Source organism: Streptomyces sp. NPDC026515 (assembly GCF_055567595.1).
In genome coordinates, this window is sequence record NZ_JBVHQD010000008.1 from 391,765 (window position 1) to 418,537 (window position 26,773).

At 73.1% G+C, this 26,773-nt stretch carries 22 protein-coding genes; 15 read left to right on the top strand and 7 right to left on the bottom strand.

Annotation, left to right across the window (positions count from 1 at the left end):
- Nucleotides 1-141 precede the first annotated feature (141 nt).
- Nucleotides 142-1,095, top strand: a complete 954-nt coding sequence (locus tag ACZ4O3_RS19430) for a nucleoside hydrolase (RefSeq protein WP_467723266.1) — start codon at nucleotides 142-144, stop codon at nucleotides 1,093-1,095.
- Between the two features lie 791 nt (nucleotides 1,096-1,886).
- Here the strand turns inward: ACZ4O3_RS19430 and ACZ4O3_RS19435 are convergent.
- On the bottom strand, nucleotides 1,887-2,831 hold the full coding sequence (locus ACZ4O3_RS19435; protein ID WP_467723173.1) for an LAETG motif-containing sortase-dependent surface protein: 945 nt from the start codon (nucleotides 2,829-2,831) through the stop codon (nucleotides 1,887-1,889).
- Nucleotides 2,832-3,116: 285 nt separating this feature from the next.
- Here ACZ4O3_RS19435 and ACZ4O3_RS19440 point away from each other — a divergent pair, with 285 nt between their 5' ends.
- On the top strand, nucleotides 3,117-4,766 hold the full coding sequence (locus ACZ4O3_RS19440; RefSeq protein WP_467723175.1) for a glycoside hydrolase family 13 protein: 1,650 nt from the start codon (nucleotides 3,117-3,119) through the stop codon (nucleotides 4,764-4,766).
- Here ACZ4O3_RS19440 and ACZ4O3_RS19445 read toward each other — a convergent pair.
- The gene (locus ACZ4O3_RS19445; RefSeq protein WP_467723267.1) at nucleotides 4,763-5,527 is read right to left on the bottom strand and encodes a DUF4142 domain-containing protein; all 765 of its coding nucleotides are present in this window, start codon (nucleotides 5,525-5,527) and stop codon (nucleotides 4,763-4,765) included. The two genes, ACZ4O3_RS19440 and ACZ4O3_RS19445, sit on opposite strands and share 4 nt — an antisense overlap.
- Nucleotides 5,528-5,777: 250 nt before the next feature.
- Between ACZ4O3_RS19445 and ACZ4O3_RS19450 the strand changes: the two genes are divergently transcribed.
- From ACZ4O3_RS19450 to ACZ4O3_RS19465, 4 genes are all read left to right on the top strand, one after another.
- On the top strand, nucleotides 5,778-6,503 hold the full coding sequence (locus ACZ4O3_RS19450; RefSeq protein WP_467723177.1) for a DUF6445 family protein: 726 nt from the start codon (nucleotides 5,778-5,780) through the stop codon (nucleotides 6,501-6,503).
- A 130-nt stretch (nucleotides 6,504-6,633) separates the two neighbouring features.
- Nucleotides 6,634-7,377: a DUF4232 domain-containing protein gene (locus ACZ4O3_RS19455; RefSeq protein WP_467723179.1), complete on the top strand. Its 744-nt coding sequence runs from the start codon at nucleotides 6,634-6,636 to the stop codon at nucleotides 7,375-7,377.
- Nucleotides 7,378-7,459: 82 nt separating this feature from the next.
- A complete protein-coding gene (locus ACZ4O3_RS19460; protein ID WP_362729675.1) occupies nucleotides 7,460-7,885 on the top strand; it encodes a DUF7144 family membrane protein in 426 nt (141 codons plus the stop codon).
- Between the two features lie 466 nt (nucleotides 7,886-8,351).
- The gene (locus ACZ4O3_RS19465; RefSeq protein WP_362732554.1) at nucleotides 8,352-9,026 is read left to right on the top strand and encodes a hypothetical protein; all 675 of its coding nucleotides are present in this window, start codon (nucleotides 8,352-8,354) and stop codon (nucleotides 9,024-9,026) included.
- Between the two features lie 13 nt (nucleotides 9,027-9,039).
- On the opposite strand, the gene ACZ4O3_RS19470 is transcribed toward ACZ4O3_RS19465, so the two are convergent.
- Nucleotides 9,040-10,440: a hypothetical protein gene (locus ACZ4O3_RS19470; RefSeq protein ID WP_467723180.1), complete on the bottom strand. Its 1,401-nt coding sequence runs from the start codon at nucleotides 10,438-10,440 to the stop codon at nucleotides 9,040-9,042.
- 157 nt (nucleotides 10,441-10,597) lie between these two features.
- On the opposite strand from ACZ4O3_RS19470, the gene ACZ4O3_RS19475 reads away from it, so the two are divergent.
- The 4 genes from ACZ4O3_RS19475 to ACZ4O3_RS19490 all read left to right on the top strand — a co-directional run bounded on the left by ACZ4O3_RS19475 (nucleotide 10,598) and on the right by ACZ4O3_RS19490 (nucleotide 14,473).
- Complete coding sequence (locus ACZ4O3_RS19475; RefSeq protein WP_467723182.1) at nucleotides 10,598-11,275, top strand: DUF4328 domain-containing protein; 678 nt, start codon at nucleotides 10,598-10,600, stop codon at nucleotides 11,273-11,275.
- A gap of 75 nt (nucleotides 11,276-11,350) precedes the next feature.
- A complete protein-coding gene (locus ACZ4O3_RS19480; RefSeq protein ID WP_362729385.1) occupies nucleotides 11,351-12,016 on the top strand; it encodes an SDR family NAD(P)-dependent oxidoreductase in 666 nt (221 codons plus the stop codon).
- Nucleotides 12,017-12,152: 136 nt separating this feature from the next.
- The gene (locus tag ACZ4O3_RS19485) at nucleotides 12,153-13,091 is read left to right on the top strand and encodes an MIP/aquaporin family protein (protein WP_362729383.1); all 939 of its coding nucleotides are present in this window, start codon (nucleotides 12,153-12,155) and stop codon (nucleotides 13,089-13,091) included.
- Nucleotides 13,092-13,237: 146 nt separating this feature from the next.
- Complete coding sequence (locus ACZ4O3_RS19490) at nucleotides 13,238-14,473, top strand: amidohydrolase (protein ID WP_467723183.1); 1,236 nt, start codon at nucleotides 13,238-13,240, stop codon at nucleotides 14,471-14,473.
- A 25-nt stretch (nucleotides 14,474-14,498) separates the two neighbouring features.
- Here the strand turns inward: ACZ4O3_RS19490 and ACZ4O3_RS19495 are convergent, their stop codons facing one another.
- A complete protein-coding gene (locus tag ACZ4O3_RS19495) occupies nucleotides 14,499-16,064 on the bottom strand; it encodes an XRE family transcriptional regulator (protein WP_467723185.1) in 1,566 nt (521 codons plus the stop codon).
- Nucleotides 16,065-16,259: 195 nt separating this feature from the next.
- Between ACZ4O3_RS19495 and ACZ4O3_RS19500 the strand changes: the two genes are divergently transcribed.
- Nucleotides 16,260-16,565 (top strand): hypothetical protein, encoded by a 306-nt coding sequence (locus tag ACZ4O3_RS19500; RefSeq protein ID WP_362731842.1) that lies wholly within the window; start codon nucleotides 16,260-16,262, stop codon nucleotides 16,563-16,565.
- Between the two features lie 14 nt (nucleotides 16,566-16,579).
- The gene (locus ACZ4O3_RS19505) at nucleotides 16,580-17,347 is read left to right on the top strand and encodes a hypothetical protein (RefSeq protein ID WP_467723187.1); all 768 of its coding nucleotides are present in this window, start codon (nucleotides 16,580-16,582) and stop codon (nucleotides 17,345-17,347) included.
- Here the strand turns inward: ACZ4O3_RS19505 and ACZ4O3_RS19510 are convergent.
- Entirely contained in the window at nucleotides 17,326-20,058 is a 2,733-nt protein-coding gene (locus tag ACZ4O3_RS19510; RefSeq protein ID WP_467723188.1) for a LuxR C-terminal-related transcriptional regulator, read from the bottom strand. The genes ACZ4O3_RS19505 and ACZ4O3_RS19510 overlap by 22 nt on opposite strands.
- Before the next feature lie 365 nt (nucleotides 20,059-20,423).
- Here ACZ4O3_RS19510 and ACZ4O3_RS19515 point away from each other — a divergent pair, with 365 nt between their 5' ends.
- From ACZ4O3_RS19515 to ACZ4O3_RS19525, 3 genes are all read left to right on the top strand, one after another.
- Nucleotides 20,424-21,086 carry a helix-turn-helix transcriptional regulator gene (locus tag ACZ4O3_RS19515; protein WP_362729959.1) on the top strand — a complete coding sequence of 221 codons (663 nt, stop codon included), beginning with the start codon at nucleotides 20,424-20,426 and terminating at the stop codon, nucleotides 21,084-21,086.
- Nucleotides 21,087-21,211: 125 nt separating this feature from the next.
- Nucleotides 21,212-21,871: a Pvc16 family protein gene (locus tag ACZ4O3_RS19520; protein WP_362729956.1), complete on the top strand. Its 660-nt coding sequence runs from the start codon at nucleotides 21,212-21,214 to the stop codon at nucleotides 21,869-21,871.
- On the top strand, nucleotides 21,868-23,832 hold the full coding sequence (locus ACZ4O3_RS19525) for an ATP-binding protein (RefSeq protein ID WP_467723190.1): 1,965 nt from the start codon (nucleotides 21,868-21,870) through the stop codon (nucleotides 23,830-23,832). Before ACZ4O3_RS19520 ends, ACZ4O3_RS19525 begins: the two co-directional genes overlap by 4 nt.
- A 10-nt stretch (nucleotides 23,833-23,842) precedes the next feature.
- Here ACZ4O3_RS19525 and ACZ4O3_RS19530 read toward each other — a convergent pair whose 3' ends face one another.
- Both ACZ4O3_RS19530 and ACZ4O3_RS19535 read right to left on the bottom strand, forming a co-directional pair.
- Entirely contained in the window at nucleotides 23,843-25,282 is a 1,440-nt protein-coding gene (locus ACZ4O3_RS19530; RefSeq protein ID WP_467723192.1) for an RICIN domain-containing protein, read from the bottom strand.
- On the bottom strand, nucleotides 25,279-26,715 hold the full coding sequence (locus ACZ4O3_RS19535) for a hydrolase (RefSeq protein ID WP_362724833.1): 1,437 nt from the start codon (nucleotides 26,713-26,715) through the stop codon (nucleotides 25,279-25,281). The genes ACZ4O3_RS19530 and ACZ4O3_RS19535 overlap by 4 nt, the downstream gene beginning before the upstream one ends.
- Nucleotides 26,716-26,773 lie beyond the last annotated feature (58 nt).

Below are 26,773 nucleotides of genomic sequence, written 5' to 3' on the forward strand. Positions count from 1 at the left end.
TGAGATCACGCCATCACCACTGGCGCATCCGTACCACCGCTCCGGTCCGTCCGGGTGACCGTTCGACCGGGTGTTCTGGTCGGCGCATAGAGTCGGGGGGACGGAAGGAGCCCCGTGACCGCTCAGCCCATTCCCGTGATCATGGACTGCGACACCGGTGTCGATGACGCCCTCGCCCTGCTGTTCGCCGTGCGGCACCCCGGGATCGATCTGCGGGCGGTCACCTGTGTGGCCGGGAACACGGACGTCGACGGGGTGGTCCGGAACACGCTGACCGTGCTGGAGCGGGCCGGGGCCGGGGACGTACCCGTCGCGCGGGGCGCCGAGCGGCCGCTCATCGAGGCGGCCCGGTCGGCCAGGCACGTGCACGGCACGGACGGCATGGGCGACCTGGGGCTGCCCGCGCCCACCCGCCGCCCCGCCGACGTCGACGCCGTCACCCTGCTCCGCCGCGAGATCCTCGCCTCGCCCCGCCCGGTCACCCTGGTCCCGACCGCGCCCCTCACCAACATCGCGCTGCTGCTGCGCACCCACCCCGAGGTCACCCGCAACATCGAGCGGATCGTCTTCATGGGCGGCGCGGTCGCCACCGGGAACGCCACGCCGGTCGCCGAGTTCAACGTCTGGCACGACCCCGAGGCCGCTGCCGTCCTGCTCACCGCGGGCGTCCCGATCACCATGTACGGCCTGGACGTCTTCCAGCGGGTCGTGGTGCCGGGCGCGGACGTGCGGCGGCTGCGCGCGAGCGCGGAACCCGGCGCGCGGCTCGCGGGCGACCTGCTGGCACACCGGCCCGCCGCCCCCGGCCCGGACCGCGACGGCCCGGACGGCGACGACCCGTCCGGCGGCCTCGGTGACGCGGGCGCGGTCTGCGCCGTCGCCGACCCGGCCGGTCTGACCACCCGGCACCTCCCGGTCGAGGTCTCCCTGACTCCGGGGCCGACGCGGGGCCAGACCGTCGTCGACCGCCGCCCCCGTCCGGGCGAGGCGGAGATCCACGGCGGCGGCCGGGAACGGGCCATGGTGGACGTGGCACTGGACGTGGACGTGGCCCGGTACGTGAAGCTCTACCTGGAGACGGTCGCCGCCGGGTAGGCCCGAGCGACCGCGGCGCGGAAGCAGCTGGAAACACCCTTGTCCACATCGAACGGGACGGGTGACGCTCAAGGGGCAACCCCGATGACCGACCACCATCGGAGAACCCCCCATGTTGCGGCTGCACTTCACGCCCGACGACCTCGCGCGGGTGCGTGTCGCCCGCCGGGCCGGACCATCTCTGGGAGATCGCCAACAGTTTCCAGGGCCTGTTCCACGGCGCCGACACCCTGTCCTTCGGGCCGTGGCGGCGACTGGTGCGGCCCCGGCTGGGCGGTCCGGCCGACCGGCTGCTCGCCGGCCTGCTGCCGGGCCGCGGCTACTTTCCCGACTTCCTCACGCCGGCCGCCGGCGGCCAGGGCGAACTGGCGGCCGCCCTGGACACCGTCCTCGGCGCACCCCGCGCCGCGCTGCGCGACGACCTCGCCCTGCTCGCCGCCTCCCCGCACCGGCGCCGCCCGTTGCCCGACCTGACCGGAGCGCTCGACTCTGCGCGGTCGTCTGGGACCCGACGACCAGTGACTACAAGCAGTTCTTCTTCTACAACTGCGCGCGGTACCACCTGTCCGACTGGAACGGCACGGGCAACTTCTACGATGCCCAGACCGGCGGGGTCACCTCGTACTTCTACGGTCAGAGCGGCAACGTGCTGAGGTCCTTCACCCCGGACTTCACCAACCACGACCAGGACTGGGGCCCGGTCTGGTCCATCCGGAACTGCTGACCCGAGGGACGGGTACGCCCCAGCCGCTCAAAACGGCCGGGGCGTACCTGCGTACGGGCTGTGCGGGTCAGGCGCGGGTGGCCTTGCGGCGGCGCGTGGCGACGACGATCGCCGCGCCGCCGGCCAGGAGCACGGCCGCGCCGCCGGCGATGAGCGGGGTGCTGGAGTCGGCGCCGGTGTGGGCCAGGTCGCCGCCACCGCCGGAGTCCGTGCCCGGGGCCGGCGCGGGGGTGGTGGCCGACTCGGAGGCGGAGGCCGACGGGGTGGCCGTGCCGGCCGACTCGCTCGCCGAGGGCGTGGGGGTCTCGGCGGCCGGCGGCGTGCTCTCCTCGGCCGGGGCCGACTCGGAGGCGGAGGCCGACGGGGAGGGGGACGGGGAGGACGACTCTCCGGTCGCGCAGTCCTTCGTACCGCCGTTCCAGGAGGCGATCAGCTTGTCCTTGATGACCGCGTGGTCCGGGCCGGCCGGCAGGTCGCCGTGGACGAAGCCGTCGTTCGCGTCCTTCCTGCCGTCGAACTTGACCGCGCCCCGGTACAGGTCGATCTGCGCGAAGCAGCCGGCGTCCGGGACCACGATGTCGAGGGAGTCGGTCTGGCCCTGCTTGACCGTCACCGAGTCGAAGTCGACGAAGACCTGCTCGCCGGAGGTGGCGAAGGTGGCGCCGTGGGCCTGGTACGAGGCGAGCGACGCGGTGCAGCTCGCGGCGTCGGCGGCGGCGCGGACCTTGATGTGGACCTTGCCGTCGTCGGTGACCTTCAGGTTCTGGTCGTCGACCTTCACCGAGTCGAAGAAGTTGGCGCCGTCGACCGAGAACTGGCACTTGTCGGTGCCGGTCTCCGTGCCGGCCCCGGTGCCGGGGCTGTAGTGGCCGCCGGACTTCCAGCCGTCACCGCCCGGGGCGTCGTGCGCGAAGGCGCCGGAAGCCCCGCCGACGGAGGCGGCACACAGGGCGAACGACGCGAGGCCCGTCCCCAGCAGGCGGCGCGCGGTGACATGTCTGGCTATGGACATGGATATCCCATCGTGGATCTCGCGAGGAGAGCAGCGGAGGCTGCGGGAAGGCGAAGAGACACCAGGCTCACTGGTCACATGCGCCACGGTGTGCGCCCATGGTCGTGTGACGTGCCGAAGCCTGTCAACCTGCCCTGACTCAAGCGGTGTTCGGTGCTCATCACAACTTCCACACACGGGGAACGATCGGCTCCGGACGGTGTGAAGGTTCGCTTTCTCGGCACTTTGGACAGACTTGTTCTCGGTTTCCCCGCTCGAATTCCGTCCCGCCCGAAAGGAACGCGCGTGGCCGACCTCTCCTCCCGGAACCCCGACTGGTGGCGCCAGGCCGTGATCTACCAGGTGTATCCGCGCAGCTTCGCCGACGCGGACGGCGACGGGCTCGGTGACCTCCGGGGCATCACCGGGCGGCTGCCCCATCTGGCCGGGCTGGGCGTGGACGCCCTGTGGCTCAGTCCCTTCTACCCGTCCGAACTCGCCGACGGCGGCTACGACGTCGCCGACCACCGGGACGTCGACCCGCGCCTGGGCACCCTGGACGACTTCGACGCGATGGCCGCCGAGGCGCACCGGCTGGGCCTGAAGGTGATCGTGGACATCGTCCCGAACCACACCTCTCGGCTGCACCCCTGGTTCCAGGAGGCCCTGCTCGCGGGCCCCGGCTCGGCGGCCCGCGATCGCTACGTCTTCCGGCCCGGCCGCGGCGAGCACGGCGAACTCCCGCCCTCCGACTGGCGGTCGGTGTTCGGCGGCAGCGCCTGGCACCGCGTCCCGGACGGCGAGTGGTACCTGCATCTCTTCGCTCCCGAACAGCCCGACCTGAACTGGGCCCACGACGAGGTCCGCGCCGACTTCCGCACCACCCTGCGCTTCTGGTCCGACCGCGGTGTCGACGGCTTCCGCGTCGACGTGGCGCACGCGCTGGTGAAGGACCTCGCCGAGCCGCTGCGGGACGTGGCGGAGTTCGGCGCCACCGGCGAGCAGGCGCTGGAACGGGTACCGCCCGGCACGCACCCCTACTGGGACCGTGACGAGGTGCACGAGATCTTCCGGGACTGGCGCAAGATCTTCGACGCCTACAGCCCGCCGCGCACGGCCGTCGCCGAGGCCTGGGTGCCGGGTGCCCGCCGCGCCCTGTACGCGCGCCCGGACGAACTCGGCCAGGCCTTCAACTTCGAGTACCTCCAGACCGCATGGGACGCGGACGCCCTGCGGGGGGCCATCACCGGCGCCCTCGCCACCGCCCGCGCGGCCGGTGCCTCCGCCACCTGGGTGCTCTCCAACCACGACGTCGTACGGCACGCCTCCCGGCTGATGCTGCCGCCGGGTACGGACGAGAACGCCTGGCTGCTGTCCGGCGGCCGGGCGCCGGAGATCGATGCTTCGCACAGCCTCCGCCGGGCCCGCGCCGCCACCCTGCTGATGCTGGCGCTGCCCGGCTCGTCCTACGTCTACCAGGGTGAGGAACTCGGGCTGCCCGAGGCGGCCGACCTGCCCGTGGGCGTCCTCCAGGACCCGGTCTGGGAACAGACCGGCCGTGCCCGCAAGGGCCGCGACGGCTGCCGGGTGCCGTTGCCGTGGACGGCGGACGGACCGTCGTACGGCTTCGGGTCCGGCGGCGCCTGGCTGCCGCAGCCGGAGTGGTTCGGGTCGTACGCCGTCGAGACGCAGGCCGGTACGGCGGGCTCCACGCTGGAGCTGTACCGCACCGCCCTGCGGCTGCGCCGCAAGCTGCTGGAGGGCGAGTCGCTGACCTGGACCGCCGACGCCCCCTCCGGGGTGCTGCACTTCGCCCGGTCGGAGGGCTGGCGGTGCGTCACGAACGTGTCGCACGCGCCGGTGCCGCTGCCGCCGGGCGAAGTGCTGCTGGCCAGCGTGCCGCTGCCGCTGGACGGCACGCTGCCGCCCGACACCACGGTGTGGCTGGGCGCCTAGCCGGCTGTGGGGTTGGGGGTCGGGGAGGCGCCGGCGTTGCCGACGCCGGCGCCGCTGCCCGTGAAGCCGTTCTCGCCCGGCAGCGCCGGCGGTTTGGTCGTGCTGTTGACCGGCGGGGTGAGGACGACCTGGGGCTGACCCCCGTCCGGGGGCGGCGGCGTCAGGTCGGTGGCGGGCAGCTTCGGCGGGGTCGTCTCCTGGAAGAGGACCGACGGGAAGTCGACCAGGCCGGTCTGCTCCATCACCGTGATGTGGTCGAGGACCGTGGCGTTGGCCTGGTCGGCCAGGATCCGCACCAGGGTGTTCCGGGTCGTGGAGCGGATCTTGGCGATCGTGTTGAAGATCGAACCGTGCGTGACCCGCAGGATGTTGGCGAAGTCCGTGTCGAACTTCTTGCCGCTGTCCGCGGACAGCATGTTGACGAATCCCTGCTGCTGCGGAGAGGGCAGGTTGGGGATGGTGATGTTGAGCATGGGCGCGATCTTGCGGCAGCTGGTGTCCAGCGCCGCGTGCCCGTCGATCAGGTGCTTGCTCGCGGTGATGACGGCCTGGCTCTGGCCCTTCTTCAGGCCGAGCTGGCCCACCGGGTACTCCCACAGCCCGGCAGCGCGGACCTTCACCACGAAGTCGCGGTCCCCCTCGGTCAGGGGCCCCCACTGGGTGTTGGCGATGACCCGGTTCGTGTCGCTGGACACAGTGTTCACGCCCAGCATGCTCGGGTAGGCGAGTGCCACGAGGGTCAGGCTCAGGGCTCCGCCCACGAAGAGCGTGCCCGTCGCGTTCCGCGAAAAGCGCACCGGTGCCTCCTGCCGGTCAGGGTTCCCGCGCAGGGGCGGGGTCGGTCACCGGTGAATACGGATGGCTCAAGCACCGGAAACCTTTTGGTTTGGCAAAGAACTTGTGAGGCCTTGCTCTGCCCGGGATGCCGTCTTCCCATGTCTTGCCCAGGGGAAGGTGATGACTTCCTCTGGTGAATGTGGCCATGACAAAGCTGCGGATTAGCTTCGCCGTATGCCCCCACAGCCAGCCTTCCCGCGCGTTCCCCGCGGCCCCCACGGCGCACCTCCCGGCCGGGGTCCCGCCGCGCTGCCGGTGCTTCCTTACCGCAAGCCCACCAAGGGCCGCGACTACTGGGTGTTCGACGACGTCCTGCCGGACGTGGACGCCGTCCGCGAGCGCTGCCTCGCCAGGGACGACTGGGTCCAGGGATACCCGTACACCTCGGAGACCTGGCCCGGACTGCGCACCATGCCCGGCCTGGAACCGGCCGAACTCGCCGTCGTGGAGGGCGTGGTGCGGCAGGCGACCGGCGCCGGGGACCTGTGGGTGCAGCAGGCGCCCGGCGGCGGCACCCTCAACCACAACTGCGTCCAGGTCGTCGGCGAGGGCGAGAGCGAGCCGCGCCCGCACACCGACTCACGGGCGCTGTGCCGGTACGCGGCGGTGCTGTACCTCAACCCCGGTGTCGCCAAGGACTGCGGCACCGCCTTCTACCGTCAGTCACTGCCCGGCGGCCGGCTCGGCGGCAACATCGTCCAGGCCCCCCACAACAACCTCGTCGACGCCCTCGGGACACGGTTCGTCCCGGGCGACCACTTCGAGGAGGACGTCCGCGTCCCGCACAGGTACAACCGGCTGCTGCTCTACAACGCCAACCTCGTGCACAGCGCGACCGGCTACACCGGCAGGTCGCTGGAGGAGAAGCGGATGACGGCGGTGTTCTTCTGGATGGCCTGACTCTGTAACGGCGGGCGTGACACGACCACGACGGGCCCGTGACGGCGGACTCCGAACTTCCCCTCCCGGGCCCGCATCGAAAGAGGTGTCCGGCAGAGAGCCGGGGAGAACACCACCGCTGGGGGACCCCATGTCGAACCGTCGCCGCAACCTCCGCAGGACCGCCGCCGCCCTGACCGGCGCCGCCGCGCTGATGGCCGCACTGACCGCGTGCAACGGCACCGCGACCGGCTCCGTCACCTCCGACGGCGGTACGGCGGCGCCGGCGGCGGGCGACACGGCGAGTTCGGACGGCTCCACCGGCTCCACCGGCTCCACCGGGTCGACCGGGTCGACCGGCTCCACCGGTTCGGGGGCCACGCCGGACGGGAACACCGGGTCGGGCAGCGGCACGGGCGGGAGCACGGGCTCGTCCACCGCGGGCGGTTCGTCCACCGCGGGCGGTTCCTCCGCATCGGGCGGCTCGGTGGCCGCGGCCTGCCAGGCCTCCGGGCTCGGCTACTCCTGGGCGGACACCGGAAGCGGCACCGGCCAGAAGCACGCTGTCGTGGCGCTCACCAACAAGAGCGGTCACACCTGCACGCTGCACGGCTTCCCGGGCGTCGACCTGGTCAACAGCGGTCAGCAGTGGTCGTTGCGGCGCACCGACGCCACCCCGCAGCGGGTCACCCTGGCGAGCGGTGCCTCCGCCCACTTCACCATCACCTACCTGGCGTCCGACCAGAGCGACTCCACCGCGTTCACGCCCACCACGGTCGTCATCACCGCACCGGACCAGCGCACCTCGTACGACCTGCCGTGGCGCGGCGGTGCCGTGGTGCTCCAGGACGGCGCGACCCACCCGGGCACGTACATCGGCCCGGTCGGCAAGTGACCACAGGGCTCCGGGCGCCCAATTCACCCGTTCGGAGTAACTCCCGTGGTGAGGGGGCGCGGCCGGACGGATCGTCTTACCCATGACACAGCAGACGCATCCGGCGCCGGCACCGGCGCCCACCCCGAACAGCGGCTGGACCACCGGCGGGGTGGTCTTCGCGGGGGTCCTCCTGCTGATGAACGGCATCTTCGCCATCCTGCAGGGCATCTCCGCCATCGCCACGGACGACGTGTACACCCGCATCCACAACTACGTCTACAAGATCAACCTCACCGGCTGGGGCTGGATCCTGGTGATCCTGGGCGCACTCGGCGTCATCGCCGGCGCCGCCCTCCTCAAGGGCGCCCCCGGCTGGGCCCGCGGGGTCGGCATCTTCCTGGCCGCGCTGAGCATGGTCGCCCAGTTCCTGTTCCTGCCCTACGCCCCGCTCTGGGCGCTCATCATGATCGGCATCGACTTCTTCGTGATCTGGGCACTGGCGCTGTACAAGCCGGAGCACGTCTGATCCCGCGAAGTCACCTCGCGTCGCGGACGCGGCGTGAGCCGGGGTGGCCGGTGGAGCTGTCGGGGTGCCGGCGTTCCCGCAACGCACACCGCCACGGCGTCGGCGGCGGCCGGGGCGCCCCCGGCCGCAGCGGGGCGTACGGGAACCCGGTGAACACGTGGGACCAGCCCCGGCGTTCGGCGGCGGTGACATCTCCGGTGCCGGCGACGAACGCGGGCGCTCACCGTGCAGGCAGCGGCGAGGCGCGGCGCCACGCACACGGCCCGCACCGGCCCCTCCCCGTCCGCCCAAAACCCGTCGGCGTCCTCGGCACGCATGAGGAACTCACCACCTGTCGAGCGCTCGGCCGGGGCCGGCGGCACGCGGCAGGCGGACGGCCGGGGGAAAGACGTCCCCGGCCAGCGATAATCCCCTTCATGGCATCCCCCACTGCCGCCGCACTCCCCCACCGGGCACCGGCCGCCACGTGAACGTCGAACTTCCCGAGCCGCACCGCCGGCTGCTGCCCGACCTGCTGTCGGCCGGTGCCGCGTACCCGCTGGCCCTGACCGGTGACTACGCGGCCCTGGCCCACGGTCTGTCCGGCCGTCCCGGCCGCACGGTGGAGGCCGCGACCCAGCACCCGGCGCCGATGCGGACGATCGCCGAGACCGTCGGCGCGGTCCTGCGCGACCACGGCTGGCAGGTGACCAGGGGCGAGACGGACCCGCTCTCCGCGCAGCTCGTCGTCACCGACGCCGTGTCGGGGGAGGCCACCGAGGTCGACCTCCTCAAGGAGGCCCTCTGGCATCCGCCGGTCCGCACGGAACTCGGCCCGACCCTGTCGCTCGAGGACACCGTCGGCATGCGGGTCTGGGCGCTGACCGACCGCGGCCTGCCCCGCGACCTCCTCGTCGTGCACGCGGCGGCGGACCGCTGGAGCCTGCCCGACCTCGAAGACCTCGGCCGCCGCCACGCCCGCGACACCTTCGACCTCACCGACCTCCAGGCCCGCCTGACCGGCACCGACTGGATCGACGACAGGGCCTTCAGCGCGCACGGACTGGACGACCGCGCGGTCACGGCCCTGCGCCACTGGGCCCAGACCTGGGCGGACGACATCGCGGAACGCCTGATGGAGGGCCGGCCACCGGAGGAGTGACCCCCGCGGCCGCCTATGCCGGCCCGGCCGGACGCGCGGGGCCGGGCTCCGGTTCCGCCAGGAACTCCACCACCGCGAGGGCGAACAGCAGGCACAGGGCGATGCCGACGACCACCCAGCCGGTGGGGTAGGACCACAGCAGGTAGACCAGGAGGGACACGGCGACCAGGAGCCAGTCGATCCAGGTGCGGTGGCGGCGGACGAGGGGGGCGACCGGGCCGGTGCGCAGGCCGGCGTGGTCGGCGGTGGTGCGTACCGCGCCGATTCCCGAGGACCACAGCCGGCGCACCAGTCCGGCGTACCGGCCGGGGCCGGTGAGCCAGCAGCCGAGGGCGACCACCACGGCCAGGGCCACGACCGTCCGTACGGTGGTGCGGAGGAAGCGGACCAGCGTGTCGTAGACGGCGGCGGCCGCGTCCGGGGAGACGCCGGCGGGGAGCCGGTCCAGATAGATCACGCGGAAGACGCTCAGCCCGATACCGAGGATTCCGGTGGCGACGGCGACGCCGACGCAGCCCGCGACCAGGGCGCGGCGGCGCCGGACCGAGAGCAGCACGCCGGCGGCGATCAGCAGGACGGCCAGCACCGGCAGCCAGTTGCCGGCGAGTTGGAGCAGCCGTACGTAGGTCTTGTACCGGCCGATCTGGTCGGACCTCGCCAGGGTGAAGTCGGTGTGCACGGCGGGGATGTGCTCGGCCGGGGTCAGGCCCGCGTCGACGAGGCGCTGCTTGACCTGGTCCACGAGCGGGCCGATGTCGAGGGTGACGGTGTCGTCGTTCAGCTGGACCGCGCCGCCGCCGCTGCCGGTGAGGGCCTTGTCGAGGGAGCTGTGGATCCGGCGGTTGGCATCGGTCCAGACGGTCCTGAAGGCGTCCGACGCGGCGGCCCTGCGGGCCTGGTCGTGGACGAAGCTGCGGACGGCCCCTTCGAGCGCGCCGCCCAGTTTCCCGCCGAGCGCCTGTTGCAGCCGGGGCCGGTCCGCGGGCGTCACGTCGGCCAGCAGGGCGGGCAGGTCCAGGCGGGTCATGAGCGCGTCGGTGGCCCGGTTGGCGACCGCGTCCTGCACGGCGGGGTCCGAGGCGAGCGGGGCGACGGTGGCGACGTAGCGGTCGGTGTCACCCAGCACGTCGGCGGCCCACGCGGCGACGACGGAGAGCGGGGCGAGCAGACAGCCGAGGACGATGAGCACGGCGCCGAGCAGGGACCGGCCGTGATGCCGGGGCGAGTGCCGGGCCCGCTCGTTCTCCAGCGCCGTCAGCCGCCCCCGCAGTTCCGCCAACTCGCCGCGCTCAGCCGCACCGTCCTCCATCCGTGCCTCCTCCTCGCCGACGATCCGGACCGCGGACCCGGCGCGGAAGGCAAGGCCGCGCACGGGCAGGCCGGACGCCGGCGCCGGCACGGTGGACGCGGCCACTGCCACCTTCGCCCGGCGCCCCCACGCCCACGAGCGGGTCAGGGCCGTACGGGTGATGCGCGGGACCGGCGGCGACCCGCGTGATCACCGCGCGTCCTCGGTTCCAGGGCGGTAACGGCCATGGCTCCGGGAGCCCGGAGTGGACGAGGATGAGCCGGTGAGTGAAGACATGGTCGCCCTGAGCCCCGTTCGGACCATCGGGGTCGCCGCCTCCTGCGGGCTGCTGGGCGCCGGCGGGGTCTGGGTGGTGCGGGCGGTGTGGGAGCTGCGGCTGGCCGGGGCCGGGGTGCCCGCGGGCGGACTGCCGGATCAGGGGGGCGGGCGGCACCGGCCGTTGACCTCGTTGGAGAACGGCTATCAGCTGGTCGGTTCCGCCGGGGCCGTGCTGTCGTTGGCGAGCGCCGTGCTCTTTCTGATGTGGCTGGGGCGGGTGCGCGACAACGCGCGGCTGCTGTCCGGACGGTCGCCCCGGTACAGCGGGATCTGGGTGCTGCTGGGCTGGGTCATCCCCCTCGGCAATCTCTGGATCCCGCGTGGGATCGTCGCCGACGTGTTCCGGGACAGTTCACCCGGACGGCGGTTGCCCTGGGTTGTCAATGTGTGGTGGGTGCTCTGGCTGGTCGCGTTGGTGAGCGACGTCGGGGTGATCAACCGGCACAGCACCGACGAACTCATCGCCCGTTCCTACGGCGACGTCTGGCCGCTGCTGCTCTCCGACCTCGTCGTCGTCGGAGCCGCCGTCGCGGGCGCGTTCGTCGTGCGGGCCGTGACCCGGGTGCAGGCCGAGCGGGAGGGCGAGGAGTTCACCGAGGTGCGGGCCGGGAAGCACATGTGACCACGTGTGAAGCCAGGGGCTGCGCGGTACGGAGCTAGGTACCACTTCGCCGTTTCAGCCGTCAGGAGTCACGTCGTGAGCAGTATCGCCATCGTGGGTGCCGGGCCGGGGCTGGGGGCCGCCGTCGCCCGGCGGTTCGGGCGGGAGGGCTACGGTGTCGCGCTGCTCGCCCGGGACGGGGAGCGGCTCGCCGCGATCGCCGGGGAGCTCTCCGGCCTCGGCGTCGACGCCCGCGGGTTCTCCGCCGACGTACGCGATCCGCTCGCCCTCGCCGTCGCCCTGGAGCGGGCCGCCGAGGAACTCGGGACCGTCGAGATCCTGCAGTACAGCCCCGTGCCGCAGCGGGACTTCATGCGGCCCGTGCTGGAGACCACCCACGCGGATCTGCTCGGTCCGGTCGAGTTCTCGGTGTACGGGCCCGTCGCCGCGGTGCAGCAGGTGCTGCCGGGCATGCGGGAACTGGGCCGGGGGACCATCCTCCTCGTCAACGGCGGTACGGCCGTCATCCCGCATCCGGAGCGCGCCGGGACCTCCATCGCCTTCGCCGCCGAGAGTGCCTACGGGCATCTGCTGCACGACCGGCTCGCCGGGGAGGGCATCCACGTGGCGCAACTCGTCATTCCCGGGGCCATCGTGGCGGGGCACCCGCGCAAGGACCCCGCCGTGCTCGCCGACACGCTCTGGGCGATGCACCGCGACCGGCACGGATTCCGGCACTACGCCGACGACCTCGACGGATAGCCGTGGCCCGAGAGGCGAACGGAGGTCCCCGCCGGGCGCGATGAGCGGATCTGCGCGAACATCATTTGTGGGTCGATATGGTGTTCGGCCCGATTGCTCCTCTCAGGGAGCCAGCGATGGCTAAAGGGGGCCAGCGATGGCGGTGGAAATATCTCCTCTCCTCAAGCCCTCCCGGCTCAGAAGCCGCGGAGGCCTGCTCGGTGAGTGCCTGGCGGAGTTTCTCGGGACCTTCGTCATCCTCGCGTTCGGAGCCGGTTCCGTCGCGATGGCGGTGGCCGCGCTGCCCGGATCGGGGCGCGCTGAGACGCCCACGACGATCTTCCTGGCCGCCGGTGACTGGCTCCTGATCGCCTGGGGCTGGGGCCTGGCCGTGACCTTCGCCATCTATGTGGCCGGCGGTGTCAGCGGCGCCCATCTGAACCCGGCGGTCACGCTCGCGTTCGCCGTTCGCCGCGGGTTCCCCTGGGCGAAGGTGGTGCCCTACTGGGTGTCGCAGGTGCTGGGCGCCTTCGCCGGGGCCGCGCTGGTCTTCCTCGTGTACCACGACGCCATCAACGCGTTCGACGCCCTGTCGAAGCCGCCGAAGGTGGGCGGCCACACCGAGGCCACCTTCTCCATCTTCGCCACCTTCCCGGCGCCGTACTTCCACGGCGGGATCTGGGGACCGCTGATCGACCAGATCGTGGGTACCGCGTTCCTGGTCATGTTCGTCGTCGCGGTCATCGACCTGCGCAACACGGCCGTGGGATCCAACCTCGGCCCGTTCGTCATCGGTCTCGCCGTCGCCGCCATCGGCATCTCCTACGGCGCGAACGCCGGCTACGCCATCAACCCGGCCCGTGACTTCGGCCCCCGGGTGCTCACCTGGCTCGCCGGGTGGAAGAGCCTCGCGTTCCCGGGGAACGGGGCCGGGTTCAGCAACTACTGGTGGATCCCGATCGTCGGCCCGCTGGTCGGCGGCGTGATCGGCGTGCTGATCTACGACCTGTTCATCGGCGACATCCTGCACGCCCGGCACAAGCTGGGTGAGCTGCCCGAGCCGGGCCGGACCCGCCCGACGACGGACGAGCCGTAGCCGCGGCGGAACACGGAAGAGCGGTGGGCGGCCGCCGGGGGCCGGGTTCCGGCAGGGTGTGAAAGGAGCGCTCGGGCGTTCCCCGCGGCGGGTGACGGTGGAGACTCGGCGGGTAAGCACCGCCACCCACCTCTGGAGACGACGCCATGAGCATCAGCCCCCTCCTGACCGGTCTGACCGGGAAGCTCCCCGAACTGCGGGCGCTGTACGAGGATCTGCACACGCATCCGGAGCTGTCCTTCGAGGAGGAGCGGACCGCGGCGGTGGTCGCGGAGCGGCTGCGGGAGCAGGGCTGGGAGGTCACCGAGCGGGTCGGCGGCACCGGAGTGGTCGGGGTGCTGGCCAACGGGGACGGACCGGTCGTCCTGTTGCGGGCCGACATGGACGCGCTGCCGGTGCGGGAGGAGACCGGGCTGCCGTACGCCTCGCAGAACGACGGGGTCATGCACGCGTGCGGGCACGACATGCATGTCGCCTGGCTGCTGGGCGCCACCGGCCAGTTGGCCGCCGTGCGGGACGGCTGGCGGGGCACGGTGGTGGCGGTGTTCCAGCCGGCCGAGGAGCTCGGCGGGGCGCCGAAGATGCTCGCCGACGGGTTCGCCGAGCGGTTCCCGCGGCCGGACGTGTGCCTGGCCCAGCATGTGGCGGCCGCGCCGGCCGGTCTGGTCGGGACCCGGGCGGGGGCGCTGATGGCGGGCGCGGACAGCATGCGGGTCACGCTGTTCGGGCGGGGCGGGCACGGGTCCACGCCGGAGGCCACCGTCGACCCGGTGGTGCTGGCCGCCGCCGTGGTGATGCGGCTGCAGACGGTCGTCTCGCGCGAGGTGGGCGCGGGCCAGCAGGCCGTGGTCACGGTCGGGTCGATCCACGGCGGCACCAAGGAGAACATCATCCCGGACAGTGTCGAGCTGAAGATCAACATCCGGTCCGCCACGGCGGCCGTACGGGAACGGGTGCTGGCGGCGGTCGAGCGGATCGTCCGGGCCGAGGCGGCCGCCTCCGCGGCGCCGAGGGAGCCGGACATCGTCCCCATCGACTCCTTCCCGGTCACCCACAACGATCCCGCCGCCACCGAGGCCGTACAGGCCGCCCTGGCAACCGAATTCCCCGGCCTGACCTTCGAGCTGACCTCACCGGTCCCCAACAGCGAGGACTTCGGGGCCTTCGGAACGGTCCTCGGGGTGCCCTCGGTCTTCTGGTTCGTCGGCGGCGCGGACCACCGGCTCTTCGCCGACGTCGACCTGGAGGCCCTGGTCCGCGACGGCATACCGCCGCAGATCCCCTCCAACCACTCCCCGCACTTCGCCCCGGTCCCGGAGCCCACCATCGAGACGGGCGTACGGACGCTGCTCGCGGCGGCGGGCCACTGGCTGGCGCCCTGACCCGGACCCAGGGCACGCCGCGGGGTCAGCGCAGGGCGCTCGTCCGCCGGTGGGCCGGGATCGCCAGCCACCCCCCGGCCGCCGTTCGGGCGGCCGGCAGGAAGCCGGGGTCGGCGCGGATCTCCGCCAGGATGTCGTCCCGGGCCGCCATGCCCAGGGCGTAGACCAGGCTCTCCAGGGTGGCCGCGCTCATCGGGTCCCGGGTGAGCCGCCAGGCCGTGTGGTGGTGGGCGACCGCCGCGCGCAGGAACACCGAGTCCGTGTCGTCGGCGGCGACATGACCGAGCGCGCGCACCGCCACGTACGCCGTGCGGCGCGGCACGCCCGGCCGCACGGCGAGCGCCTTGACCACCGCGCGGTGCCGGCGGCTGCCCAGGATGCGCAGCGCGTCCAGCAGCGGCACCGCCAGCTCCGCGTGGCGCGCGGTGGACGGGCGGGCCAGCTCGGCGGCGACCGCGTCGGCGAGCGGCTCGCGGTAGGGGGTGGCGGCGAGCAGGAACGCGGAGTACAGGCGGACGTCGAAGACGGGCGAGGTGAGGGCCTCGGAGACCAGGGCGGCCGGCACCGTGGTGTCGGGGACCAGGTCCGGTTCGATGGTCCACACCGGGGCGGTGATCCGGCGGACGGCCGCCGTGAGCGGCGCGGACGCCGGCTCCGCCGGTGGTGCCACCGGGCCGCGTCCGCCGAGGAGTTCGCGGGCGTGCTCGGGGTGGACGCGGGCCAGGTAACGGCGCAGCGGGTCGGTCTGGTCGGCGACCGGGCCGGTCCCGGGGGACTCGCGCAGGGCGCGGACCAGGGTGCGCAGCTGGGTGCGGTCGAAGTGCCGGTATCCGACCTTGCGGAAGCAGGCCATCACCGCGCCCCGGTGGGCCAGCGGGCCGCTGGGCGCGGCGAGTTCGGCCAGCACCCGGTCGGCGGCGTCGGGGTGACCGCAGTTGTCGAGGGCGCAGACGATCTCCGTGGCCGTCGACCGTGCCCGCCCGGCGGCCAGTTCGGCGCAGGCGAGGACCACGGTGCGGCCGCTGCGCGGGTGGTTGAGCAGCCGGTTGAGGGTCTCGAAGCGGAGCATCCAGGGCAGGTCGTCGGCGATCACCATCTCCCCGACGAGGCGTTCGGCGAGCCCGTACCAGGTGCCGGACGGCATCAGCACCACGTCGGGGCGGGCACACAGCCCGTCGGCGAGCCGGTCCCAGTCGTCGCCGGTCATCACCGCACCGGACAGGGCCTGTTCGAGGAGGTCCTCCAGGGCTGCGCCGTCGGCGGCCGTGACCGGGGCGGTGTCCAGGACCGGGGCCGGGGCCAGGTAGCGCCAGACCGTGCGGGCGGTGGCGGTGAGCAGGTTGCGGGGCAGGCCGAGCAGCTCCTCGTAGCGGCGGACCGCCGTCCAGGGCACGGCCGTCCGGCCGGTCTCCCAGCGGGAGGGTGTGCTGACGCTGACCTCGCGGTCGTAGCAGCCGCCCCGGAAGGCCGCGGCGAAGGCCGGGAGGGAACGGAAGGCGGGGTCCGCGCCGAGCAGACGGTTGACGCGCAGCAGCCAGGCCACACGGGAGCGGCGGCCCGGAGCGCCGCCCGCCGTCAAGTGCGTGCTCATGAGGGACAGTTTGGCAGTGGTCGTCCGGCTTCGTGGCGAGTGCGGCAAACCTTTTCCCGGCCGCTTACCCGAAGCGCCCGCGACGGCGAGGGGCCGTTGCACGCGGCGGGCGGGTGTGCAACGCGCCCCGGGTGGTGGCCGGTACGGCGGTACCAAGAGGGGAGCCGGAAAGACGAGGCCGACCGAGGGGGACACATGGGGACTGTGGTGGGACTGGTGCATGTGATCGGCGTGGCCGTCGCGCTGTGGACGTTCAACGGGCGGGCCGGCGGCTCGTTCTGGCACGGCATGCCGCCGATGCTGATGCTGATCAGCCCGGAGTGGCTGGTCGTCAGCATCGGCAAGGCGTTGCTGTGGGAGGTGACCCTGGTGGTGTGGCTGGTCGGAGGCCGGCCGTCGTCGCCCTGGGGGATCAGGGAGAACAGCCGCTCCGGGCGGATCACCCGGCTGAGCCCGGCAGAACGCGTCGCCCGCGACCGGGCCGCCGCCCGCGCGATGTGAGGAGGGCACCTGCCATGGGACTGCTGCGCAGACTCTTCGCCGGAGAGCAGCTGCCACCGACCAAGGACGGTTACCAGCCACCGCCGGGCGCACTGGCCGAGGGCTGGCAGTGCCTGGACCCGGACTGCGGGGAGGGCGGGTACTTCCCGGTGCCGCGCACCGGCATCCCGCGCTGGTGCGAGACGTGCGGTGAGGAGACGTACCCGAGGCTCGCGTGGCCCTGGGAGCACGGGGCGCGGCGCGCCGAACTGGACGCGCTGCTCGCGGAGGCGGAGCGGGACGGCGACGAGTACCTCGGCCTGCTGGTCCGCCTCCACCTGCTGGCCTGGAGCTTCGAGGACCATCTGATGGACGGCGGCACGCGCGCCGCGCAGGGCGTCCTCGCTCACACCGACCGGCAGTTGCGCGGGGCGATGCGGGAGCAGCCGCATCTCACCGAGGGGTCCTACCGGTTCGCGATGGTGCTGGGCGCGCTGCGCAGCGGGGGTCCGGAGATCGCGCTGCGGGTGCTCGAACCGTGGGTGGAACTGGCCCGGCAGCAGGGCCCCGGTTACGGCACCGACCTGGAGCACGACAACGCGGCCCGCACCAACTACCGCAACCTGGTGTCCAGTTGCCTGGAGTGGCTGGGGGACGGCCGGACCCCCGGTCATCCGGCGTACGGCACGGTCGTGCGGTGGATGCTGGACACCGCCCGCGCCCCGCACGTGCGGGACTGGCTCACCGGCGACCAGGACCGCGCCCTGGACGCCCTGGACCCCTACTGGCGGGGTGCGCCCTGATCCAGGGCCGGGCGCAGCTCGGCCCGCCGGCGGATGCCCAGTTTCCTGTAGGTGTGGGTGAGATGGGTCTCCACGGTGCGGCGTGCCAGATGGAGCAGGGCCGCGATCTCCACGTTGGTGCGGCCCTCGGCGGCGAGCTCGGCGATCCGGCGCTCGCTGCCGGTCAGGGAGGCGGCGCCCGTACGTCGTCTGGGGGAGCGGGCGCCGCCTTTCCGCAGCATGTCCTCGGCCAGTTCCACCAGCCGTACGGCACCGAGCCGTTCGGCGTGCGCGACGGCCTCCCGCAGGCAGTCGCGGGCCCGGACGGCCTCGCCGGCGGCGGTCAGCTGGCGGCCCAGGGCGAGCAGGGCGCGCGCCGGTTCCGTACCGGCGGAGCCGGCGCCGCTCAGCAACCCGACGGCCTCCTCGGTGAGTTCCAGACCCCGGCGGCCGCCGGTCGCGCCACCGAGCACGCGCAGGGCCCGGCCCACCGTGCGCGGGGTGCCCCAGACCCGGGCCAGCCGCAGCTCCTCCTCGGCCAGGGCGATGGCTTCGAGGGGGCGGCCGAGCGCCAGCCGGCACTCGGCGGCGGCCGTCCGCCAGGGGGTGACCACCGGGCTGGTCACCTCACGGGCGGACTGGCGGCGGCCGCATTCCAGGAAGTCGTGCAGTGCCGCCGCCGGATCACCGGCGGCGGCCCGCACCACTCCCCGCGCGTAGAGGAACCGGTTCAGCTCCCAGGAGTCCGCAGCCTCCCGCAGGTCGAGTCCCGCGACCAGGCTCTCGGCCCGCGCGGTACGGCCGGTCTCCACCAGCGCGACCAGGGTGTGCGCGTGGGCGTTGCCGGGCGTGACCGACTCGGGCACCGCAGGCGGGTGCGTGTAGTCGGCGCGGGCCGCCGCGATGTCCGAACGGCTGTGCAGCAGGGCCTGGTGCATGGGGTGCAGCAGATCGGGGCGCTGTCCCGCGAGGCCGCGGTCCACCAGCCGGTCGGCCTCGTCGAGTTCGTCGGCCCACTGGGCGACCGTGGCCGCCGTGCCGACCAGGAACGGTTCGGTGAGCGGGTCGGTGGGTTCGGCGAGCAGGGCGCGCAGCCGCCGCATCGCGTCCCGGGCCGAGGTGAGGCCCGCGGAGGCCGCGTGCCGCACCAGCAGTGCCTGCCCGGCCGGCCCGACCAGCTCCGGGGAGTGCTCGGCGGTCTCCGACAGCCGGCGGTAGACCTCCTGCCGTACCTCCTGGTCCTGGTCGGACAGGAGGACGGTGGCCGTGTGCAGGGTGCGCACCAGGTCGGGGTGGTCGTTCAGTTCGCCGTCCACGGACCGCAGTACCTCGACGGCCTTGCGGGTGCGGCCCCGGCCGGTCAGCGCGGTGCCGAGGGCGACGGCCGCGCGCACCCGGTCCTGCGGGGCGGCGGGCAGCCGGACCGCCTCGGCGAGCCGGGGGATCGCCGCGGAGGAGCGGGGCGCCGCGTACTCCAGCGAGCCGAGCTCGGTCAGCAGGCGCTGCCGGCGGTCGTCGGAGAGGGGTTCCTCCAGGGCCCGGCGCAGATAGCCGACCGCGTCCTCGGCCCGGCCGTCGAGGAGGGCGAGCGCGGCCGCGTCCTGGAGCAGGGACACCGCCCAGGGGGCGGTCACCGGGCCGGTCGGGAGCAGCTGCCGGGCCACGGCCTCGGCGGGGGCGTCCTGGCGGAGCATCGCCTCGGCGATCGCCCGGTGCACGGCCCGGCGGCGGGCCGCGGGGACACCGGCGAGGACCGCGTCGCGCAGCAACGGGTGCGGATAGCGCGGACGGCTGTCCGGGCCGGGGGTGAGCAGCCCGAGGTTGGTCATGGCGGTGAGCCAGCCGGCCACCCGCGTGGGGTCGGCGCCGGTCAGCTCGGCGAGCAGCGGGGTGAGGTCGACGTCCGGCAGGGCGGCGCCGGTGTTCTCCTCCAGTACGGCGAGGGCGCGGGCCACCTCGGTGGTGGCCGGTCCCGCACTGTCCAGCCACCAGCGGACGGCGGCCGGGAACGCGCCCGGGTACAGCGCCGCGGTGGCGGTGGGCACCGCCGGGTGCCGGGCCCCGCGGAGGTCGTCCAGCAGGGCGCGCAGGAGCAGCGGACTGCCGGCGGCGGCCCGTACGCAGTCCTCCACCCAGGCCCGGTCCGCGCCGGGGAAGGCGTCGCGCACCCGGCCGGCCGCGGCCTCCGGGGTGAGGGGAGCGAGGGTGCGGGTACGGACGAGCGCCGGGGGGAGGGTGTGGGCGAAGCCGGGGGTGGGCGGGTCGAGGTCGTACTGGCTGCGCTCGCCGACGACGAGGAGGATCGGTAAGCGGTCGATGTGGCGGGCGGACTCCACGAGCCAGCGGTGCGAGGCCGCGTCCGCGAGGTGCACGTCGTCCACCACCACGAGCAGCGGCGAGTTGTCGGCGTAGGCGCGCAGCACCCGCCACAGTCCGGCGGCGGTCGCCCGCTCGTCGCCGTCCACCGCGAGGTCGGCGAACTCCGGCACCGGGCCGAGGAGTTGCAGGACGGTCGCGAAGGAGATGCAGGTGTCGGCGGGCGAGCAGCGGGCGCGAAGCGTTCTGAGCCCGAGGGCGGGTGCCTGTTCGGCCACGGCCTCCAGGACGGTGGTACGGCCGGTCCCGGTGGCGCCCCGCAGGAGTACGAGGCGGCCGGCGCCGGTCAGCGTGCGCGCCGCTTCCTCGGTCAACAGGTTCATGGCGTCGACGAGTTCAGGGGACGAATGCATCATTCCTGGCTCCTCGTGGTGCGCTGGTGGTTTCGGGCCCGTCCGGGGGATTAGAGGGGGCCGCGGCGGGAGAGGTTGTGGGGAACTGTGACGACCGGCGGTTTTGTTGCGGGGTCGGCACAATTCGGGGTGCTCGGGTCCGTGGTTCGCTGCGGGTGCGTCGTGGCTGGTCGCGCGGTTCCCCTTCTTGGGGGCGCGGGGAACCGCGCGAACAACCCCCGCCGGCCCGCGGGGCACCACGGCCCGGCGTCCGCCACATCTCGTGGTCCATCTCGTGGTCGTCCACGATTGTCGTTGCCCCTTTGGTCCCATCAGGCTGGGTACTCCCGCCCGTCACCGTTCCCTCAGGGGTGACGAGCACGTGGACATTGGGGAAGCGGTTGGTCAGCAACAGCTCATTAGCGTCGGTCCCCCGCACACCCGTCGCGGTGTACGCACCGGACCCGATCTCCCGCGAGGGCGCGCTCAGCCAGCTGCGCCGGCACCCGGAGATCGAGTTGCGTGAGGAGTCCGAGACCGGCCCCGGCACGGTCGCCCTGCTCATCAGCGACAGCCTCGACGAACCGGAACTGACCCGGCTGCGCCGCGTCGTGCGCAGCGAGGGGGCGCGGGCCGTGCTCGTGGTCGGGGCCCTGCGCGAGACCGAACTGCTCGATGTGATCGAGTGCGGGGTCGGCGCCATCGTCTGGCGCCACGAGGCCACCGAACTGCGGCTCGTGCAGGCCGTGCTCGCGTCCGCCCGGGGCGACGGCGACCTTCCGGCCGACCTGCTCGGCCGGCTGATCAGCCAGGTCGGCACCCTGCACCGTAACGCCGCGGGCCGTCCGGGCACCCCGGCCTCCGGGCTGTCCGCCCGCGAGGTGGACGTACTGCGGCTGGTCGCCGAGGGGCTCGACACCGGTGAGATCGCCAGCAAGCTGTCCTACTCCGAGCGCACCGTCAAGAACGTCATGCACGGGCTGACGACCCGGCTGCACCTGCGCAACCGGGCACACGCCGTGGCCCATGCCCTCCGGGAAGGCTACATCTGACCGAACGGGCAGCACGCACCGGTTCCCGGGCAGCGCGGTCTGCCCGGCCGTTCCTGCGGGTGCGACGCGGGCGGAGGGCAGGATGGAGACGAGTGCGGACAGGTCCATGGGGTGGTGAGTAAGGCGTGATCCACGAGGTGGACCAGGTGCTGCGGACTCTGCTGACCGGCGGCGCGCTGGAGGGTTCCGGCATCGACGTCTCCTTCGACGCCCCGACCCGCGACTGGGCGGCCCGCCGCAACGGCCCGGTGATCAACAGCTATCTGTACGACATCCGCGAGGACGTGAAACGGCGTCAGCGCGGCCACATCGACGTCCGGGACGACCGGGACGTCGTCGTCAAGCGCCGGCAGCCGCCCCGCTGGTTCCGGCTGTCGTACCTGGTGACGGCGTGGACCAAGCGGCCCGAGGACGAACACCGGCTGATCAGCGCCGTGCTGGCGACCCTGATCCCGAGAGAGCTGATCCATCCGGACGAACTGCCGCGGTCGCTGGCGGCGCTGGGACTGACCGTGCAGCTGTCGGTGGCCGGTATCCAGACCGAGGCCCGCTCCCTGGCCGAGATCTGGTCCGCGCTCGGCGGTGAGCTCAAACCGTCCCTGGACGTCGTCATCACGGCACCCTTCCCGGCCTACCCCGAGTACGACGCCGGCCCGCCGGTCACCGAGGGCGCCGCCGTCCGCGTACGCGGCGGACTGGAGGAGGACGCACCGGTCCTGGAGGAGCGGGCCCACCGGCCCGGCCAGATCGCCGAGGCCAAGGCCGCGCGGAGGACCCGGGCGTGACCCTGGACGTCTCCCTGTCGCCGGCCGTCCCCCTGCTCGCCCGGCTGGCGGAGCTGCGGGACCGGGCCGCCGCCCTCGTCGACCACCGGTCGGCCGGCGACCCGACGGCCACCGACCCGCTGCGCGGCCTCTACCTCTCCGAGGAGGCGGTACGGCACTTCCTGCACCCGGCGACGACCCCCGAAATGCCCGCCCTGGCGGCGGACTTCGGCGACCGGCTGGCCGAACTCGCCACCCGTCTCCGGCTCACCCCCCTCGACACCGCGATCCTGCTCATCGCGCTCGCCCCGGACCTGGACCGGTCCTTCGAGCCGCTGTACGGCTACCTCAACGACGACGTCGGCCGCCGTCGCGCCACCGTCGCCCTCGCCCTCGACCTGTTCGGTGTCCCCGCCCACCTCGCCGAGGCGCGCGCCCGCTTCCACCCCGCCGCCCCGCTCCCCGCGCTCGGCCTGCTCACCGTCGAGGAGCCCGAACGCCCCTTCCTCAGCCGTTCGTTGCGCGTCCCCGACCGGGTCCTGTCGCACCTCCTCGGCGACGACACCCCGGACCCGGCGCTGGCGGGGCACCTGCGCGCGCCGTCGTACGACAGCCGGTCCGGCGCCGAGGAGGACGAGGAGTTCGTACGGCGGCTGGCCGGGCGGATCGCCGCCGGGCCGTTCTTCGGGTACCTGCGGGAGCGCCGCGAGGGCGAGGGCCTCGGCTGCGCTGCGGCCGCGCTGCGGCTGGCCGGCCTGGCCGCCCTGCACTACACCGGCCCCGAGGGGCATGTCCCGGAGCTGCTCCGGGAGGCCCGCCTCGGCGGCCTGGCGGTCCTCGTGGACGCGGCCCAGCCCCGGGCGCTCGTCACGGAGCTGCACGATGTCACCGACGTCACCGTGCTGATCACCACCCCGCACCCCTACGACCCGCAGTGGTGCGACGACCGCGACCCCCTGGTCCTGGAGGTGCCCTCCCGGCGCGCCGTGGCCGCGGACGCCTGGGCCGCCGTACTCCCCGAACCCTCCGGCTTCGACCTGGCGGCCACCGTCGCCCCGTACCACCTGGGCGGCGACCGGCTCGCCCGCGCGGCCCGGGCGGCAAAGGCGCTGGCCGCCTTCGACGGCACGCCGCTTGCCGCCGGCCACCTGCGGCTGGCCGCCCGCCAGCAGTCGGCGTCCGGGCTCGAACAGCACGCCCGCCGGATCCGGCCCGCAGTCGACTGGCGGGACCTGGTGCTGCCCGAACGCCCGCTCACCGAGCTGCGCGAACTGGCCCTGCGCGCCCGCCATCGCGACCGGGTGCTCGGCGACTGGCGGCTGAGCGCGGGCGGCGGCCGGGGCCGTGGCGTCCTCGGGCTGTTCGCCGGCGACTCGGGCACCGGCAAGACCCTGTCGGCGGAGGTGGTGGCCGCCGAACTCGGCCTCGACCTCTACGTCGTGCAGCTCTCCTCGGTCGTCGACAAGTACGTCGGCGAGACCGAGAAGAACCTGGAGCGCATCTTCACCGAGGCCGACCGCACCGACGCCGTACTGCTCTTCGACGAGGCGGACGCCGTCTTCGGCAAGCGCTCCGAGGTCAAGGACGCCCACGACCGGTACGCCAACCTGGAGTCGGCCTACCTCCTCCAGCGCCTGGAGGCCTTCGACGGCATCGCGCTGCTCACCACGAACCTGCGCGCCAACATCGACGAGGCCTTCACCCGCCGCCTGGACCTGGTGATCGACTTCCCGTTCCCGGAGGAGGAGCAGCGGCTGGCGCTGTGGCGCCACGGGCTGGTGCACGTACCGAGCGACCCGGACATCGACCTCACCCCGCTGGCCCGTGACTTCGAGCTGGCCGGCGGCGCCATCCGCAGCGCGGTGGTCACCGCCGCCTACCTGGCCGCCGGATCCGGCGAGCCGGTGTCCGCGGCGAACCTCCTGGAGGGCGCCCGCCGCGAATACCGCAAGGCAGGCCGCCTGGTCCCGGGCACCTGGTGACCGGGTTCCGTCACTCTCCCGACGGGTGCACGATCTGCCATTCCTGGTCGTCGGTGTTCGAGCAGTGGTACAGGGTCAGGTTGGTGTCGTTGCCGCCGGTGCTGTAGCCGGCCACGTCCAGGCAGAGGTTGTCGCTGGCGAAGTTGCGGATCCAGTAGGCGCCGCTGGGCTGCTTGTCGATCCACCAGAGCTGGTTGTCGGCCTTGGTGCCGTCGCACTTGTACTCGGTGATCGGTGCGGACAGCCGTGCCGAACCGTAGGCGGGCAGGTCCATGCAGAGCTGGTCCTTCACGTTGCGCATCTGGAAGAGCGCGGCCGAGCCGGGGCCGTCCTTCGAGTACCGCACCTCCAGGTTCCACAGCTGATTGTCCGCGGTCGTCTCGTTGCAGGTGTACTCCCGCACCGGGCCGTTGCTGGTCCCCTTGTCGTAGCCGGGGACGTCCACGCACTTCTTGGTCGTCGTGTTGCGCAGCAGGACGTTGTACGCCGGTACGACGGGCTTCGGGACCTTCTTCTTCGTCGCCTTCGGGGACGGCTGGGCCTGGCCGCCGCCCCCGCCCGCCGGGGTGTCGGAGGATCCGCTGCCGGCGGGCTGCCGCTCGGCCGGGGTCGGCGAGGGCGCCGGCGGGGCGGCCAGGGGCGCGCCGGCCGTCGGGCTGGGCGCGATCGAACTCACCCCGGCCTCCTGGACCCCTTCTCGGGTGAGGCTCTTGACCTGCGGTTTGTAGGCGATCCAGATCAGGGCGAAGGTGATCGCGAGGGCGAGCAGGGTGCCGAAGAGCGTGGCGATCCAGCGGGGCAGGAAGCCGCGCTGGATGTACGTTCCGTCCACAGGCTGTGGATTGACGCCCGAACGCTGGACGGTGAGCCGGTACGGCCGCTGTTCTTTCGGCCCGAACCAGATGATCCGCCGGGGCTTGAGCGTGGCCTTGATGAAGGCGGCGCGGCCGGGTTCGATCTGGACGTTGCTGGGGTGGAGGTCGTAGACGAGCTGGTCGCCGTTGTCGTTCCCGCCCACGGAGGCGGTGAGCGTGGTGTTGCCGAGGTTGTCGATGGCCAGCTTGGGCCGGCCCCGGAAGCGGCCTTTGACCGTCGGCGGGACCAGTTCGGCACGCAGTTCGGTGAAGGGGGTGATGGTGAGGTTGCCCTCGGGGACGGTGACGGCCTCGGGGTGTTCGGTGGGGGTGATGCGGACCGCGTAGGGATTGGGTCCGGCCGTCGCGTCGGAGGTGCGGGGCGGGGCGAAGGTCAGCTCGACCGTGCCGGTGGTGCCCGGGTAGAGGCGGAGCGTCTGTGGCTCGACCGTGGTCCAGGGCGAGACGGGTCCGACCGGTTCGAAGCGGTACTCGTCGACGACGTCACCGGTGTTGCGCAGTCGCAGACGGACGCGGGTGGAGGACCCGGGGTCCACGGTCGCGGAAGCGGGTTCCAGCGAGGTCCACAGCGTCACGGGATCACCGTCAGCTTGAAGGCCTCGAGCCACAGCGTGTTGTCGAGGGTGCCGACGAAGTCGAGGTCGGGGCGGGCGCCCTTGCACCACTGGTCGCCCCAGTCGTGGTCGCGGACCTTCGCGTAGTTGCAGCCCTGGCCGTTGCCGACGTTGAAGGCGAAGCCCTCGATGTAGGGGTCGGAAGCCTTCGTGCTGCCGATGTAGTTGTCCTTGCCGTCGGGGATGATCGCCGTCCAGTTCGGCTTCCACTTGCCCTGGCCGCTGGTGGACTGCGGGTCGTAGACGAAGGCGTTGGCGGCGGAGCCCTGGACGCCGTACACCGCGATGTTGATGGCCTTGATCGGCACGTTCTTGCCGGCCGTGCCGGCCATGGTGCCGTCGCAGACGGGCTTTTGCCAGCCGTTGCCCTGGACGAAGGCGCGATAGCAGATGTGCCGCCCGGACGGGTCGTCGGAGGCGAGGCGGTTCACGGCGGTCGCCGCGGTGTCCTGCTTGGGTTTGGCGGTCACGGTGGCCGTCGCACCGCCGCCGCCCCCACCGCCCCCGCCGCCGTTGCCGCCGTCACCGGCGTCCGGGGCGGCCGGCGGGGTGGCGGCCGTGACACTGGGCGCCGGCGGCGGGGTCGGCGTGGCCGAGGGGCTGGGCGCGATCGAACTCACCCCGGCCTCCTGGATCTGCTCCTCGGCGAGGCTCTTGACCTGCGGCTTGTAGTTGAACCAGATCAGGGCGAAGGTGATCGCGAGGGCGAGCAGGGTGCCGAAGAGCGTGGCGATCCAGCGGGGCAGGAAGCCGCGCTGGATGTACGTTCCGTCCACAGGCTGTGGATTGACGCCCGAACGCTGGACGGTGAGCCGGTACGGCCGCTGTTCTTTCGGCCCGAACCAGATGATCCGCCGGGGCTTGAGCGTGGCCTTGATGAAGGCGGCGCGGCCGGGTTCGATCTGGACGTTGCTGGGGTGGAGGTCGTAGACGAGCTGGTCGCCGTTGTCGTTCCCGCCCACGGAGGCGGTGAGCGTGGTGTTGCCGAGGTTGTCGATGGCCAGCTTGGGCCGGCCCCGGAAGCGGCCTTTGACCGTCGGCGGGACCAGTTCGGCACGCAGTTCGGTGAAGGGGGTGATGGTGAGGTTGCCCTCGGGGACGGTGACGGCCTCGGGGTGTTCGGTGGGGGTGATGCGGACCGCGTAGGGATTGGGTCCGGCCGTCGCGTCGGAGGTGCGGGGCGGGGCGAAGGTCAGCTCGACCGTGCCGGTGGTGCCCGGGTAGAGGCGGAGCGTCTGTGGCTCGACCGTGGTCCAGGGCGAGACGGGTCCGACCGGTTCGAAGCGGTACTCGTCGACGACGTCACCGGTGTTGCGCAGTCGCAGACGGACGCGGGTGGAGGACCCGGGGTCCACGGTCGCGGAAGCGGGTTCCAGGGAAGTCCACAGGCTCACGCGTCGACGCTATGCGCAGCGCGAAGCCCGGCGCAGCGGACCGCGGGGCAGACCCGCG

What these genes read in the sequence shown, in the direction of transcription:
- ACZ4O3_RS19435 (WP_467723173.1), bottom strand. Translation starts at nt 2,831, where the DNA reads ATGTCCATAGCCAGACATGTCACCGCGCGCCGCCTGCTGGGGACGGGC.
- ACZ4O3_RS19505 (WP_467723187.1), top strand. Translation starts at nt 16,580, where the DNA reads ATGGGACTGCTGCGCAGACTCTTCGCCGGAGAGCAGCTGCCACCGACC.
- ACZ4O3_RS19485 (WP_362729383.1), top strand. Translation starts at nt 12,153, where the DNA reads ATGGCGGTGGAAATATCTCCTCTCCTCAAGCCCTCCCGGCTCAGAAGC.
- ACZ4O3_RS19510 (WP_467723188.1), bottom strand. Translation starts at nt 20,058, where the DNA reads ATGATGCATTCGTCCCCTGAACTCGTCGACGCCATGAACCTGTTGACC.
- ACZ4O3_RS19460 (WP_362729675.1), top strand. Translation starts at nt 7,460, where the DNA reads ATGACACAGCAGACGCATCCGGCGCCGGCACCGGCGCCCACCCCGAAC.
- ACZ4O3_RS19455 (WP_467723179.1), top strand. Translation starts at nt 6,634, where the DNA reads ATGTCGAACCGTCGCCGCAACCTCCGCAGGACCGCCGCCGCCCTGACC.
- ACZ4O3_RS19450 (WP_467723177.1), top strand. Translation starts at nt 5,778, where the DNA reads ATGCCCCCACAGCCAGCCTTCCCGCGCGTTCCCCGCGGCCCCCACGGC.
- ACZ4O3_RS19430 (WP_467723266.1), top strand. Translation starts at nt 142, where the DNA reads ATGGACTGCGACACCGGTGTCGATGACGCCCTCGCCCTGCTGTTCGCC.
- ACZ4O3_RS19490 (WP_467723183.1), top strand. Translation starts at nt 13,238, where the DNA reads ATGAGCATCAGCCCCCTCCTGACCGGTCTGACCGGGAAGCTCCCCGAA.
- ACZ4O3_RS19500 (WP_362731842.1), top strand. Translation starts at nt 16,260, where the DNA reads ATGGGGACTGTGGTGGGACTGGTGCATGTGATCGGCGTGGCCGTCGCG.
- ACZ4O3_RS19495 (WP_467723185.1), bottom strand. Translation starts at nt 16,064, where the DNA reads ATGAGCACGCACTTGACGGCGGGCGGCGCTCCGGGCCGCCGCTCCCGT.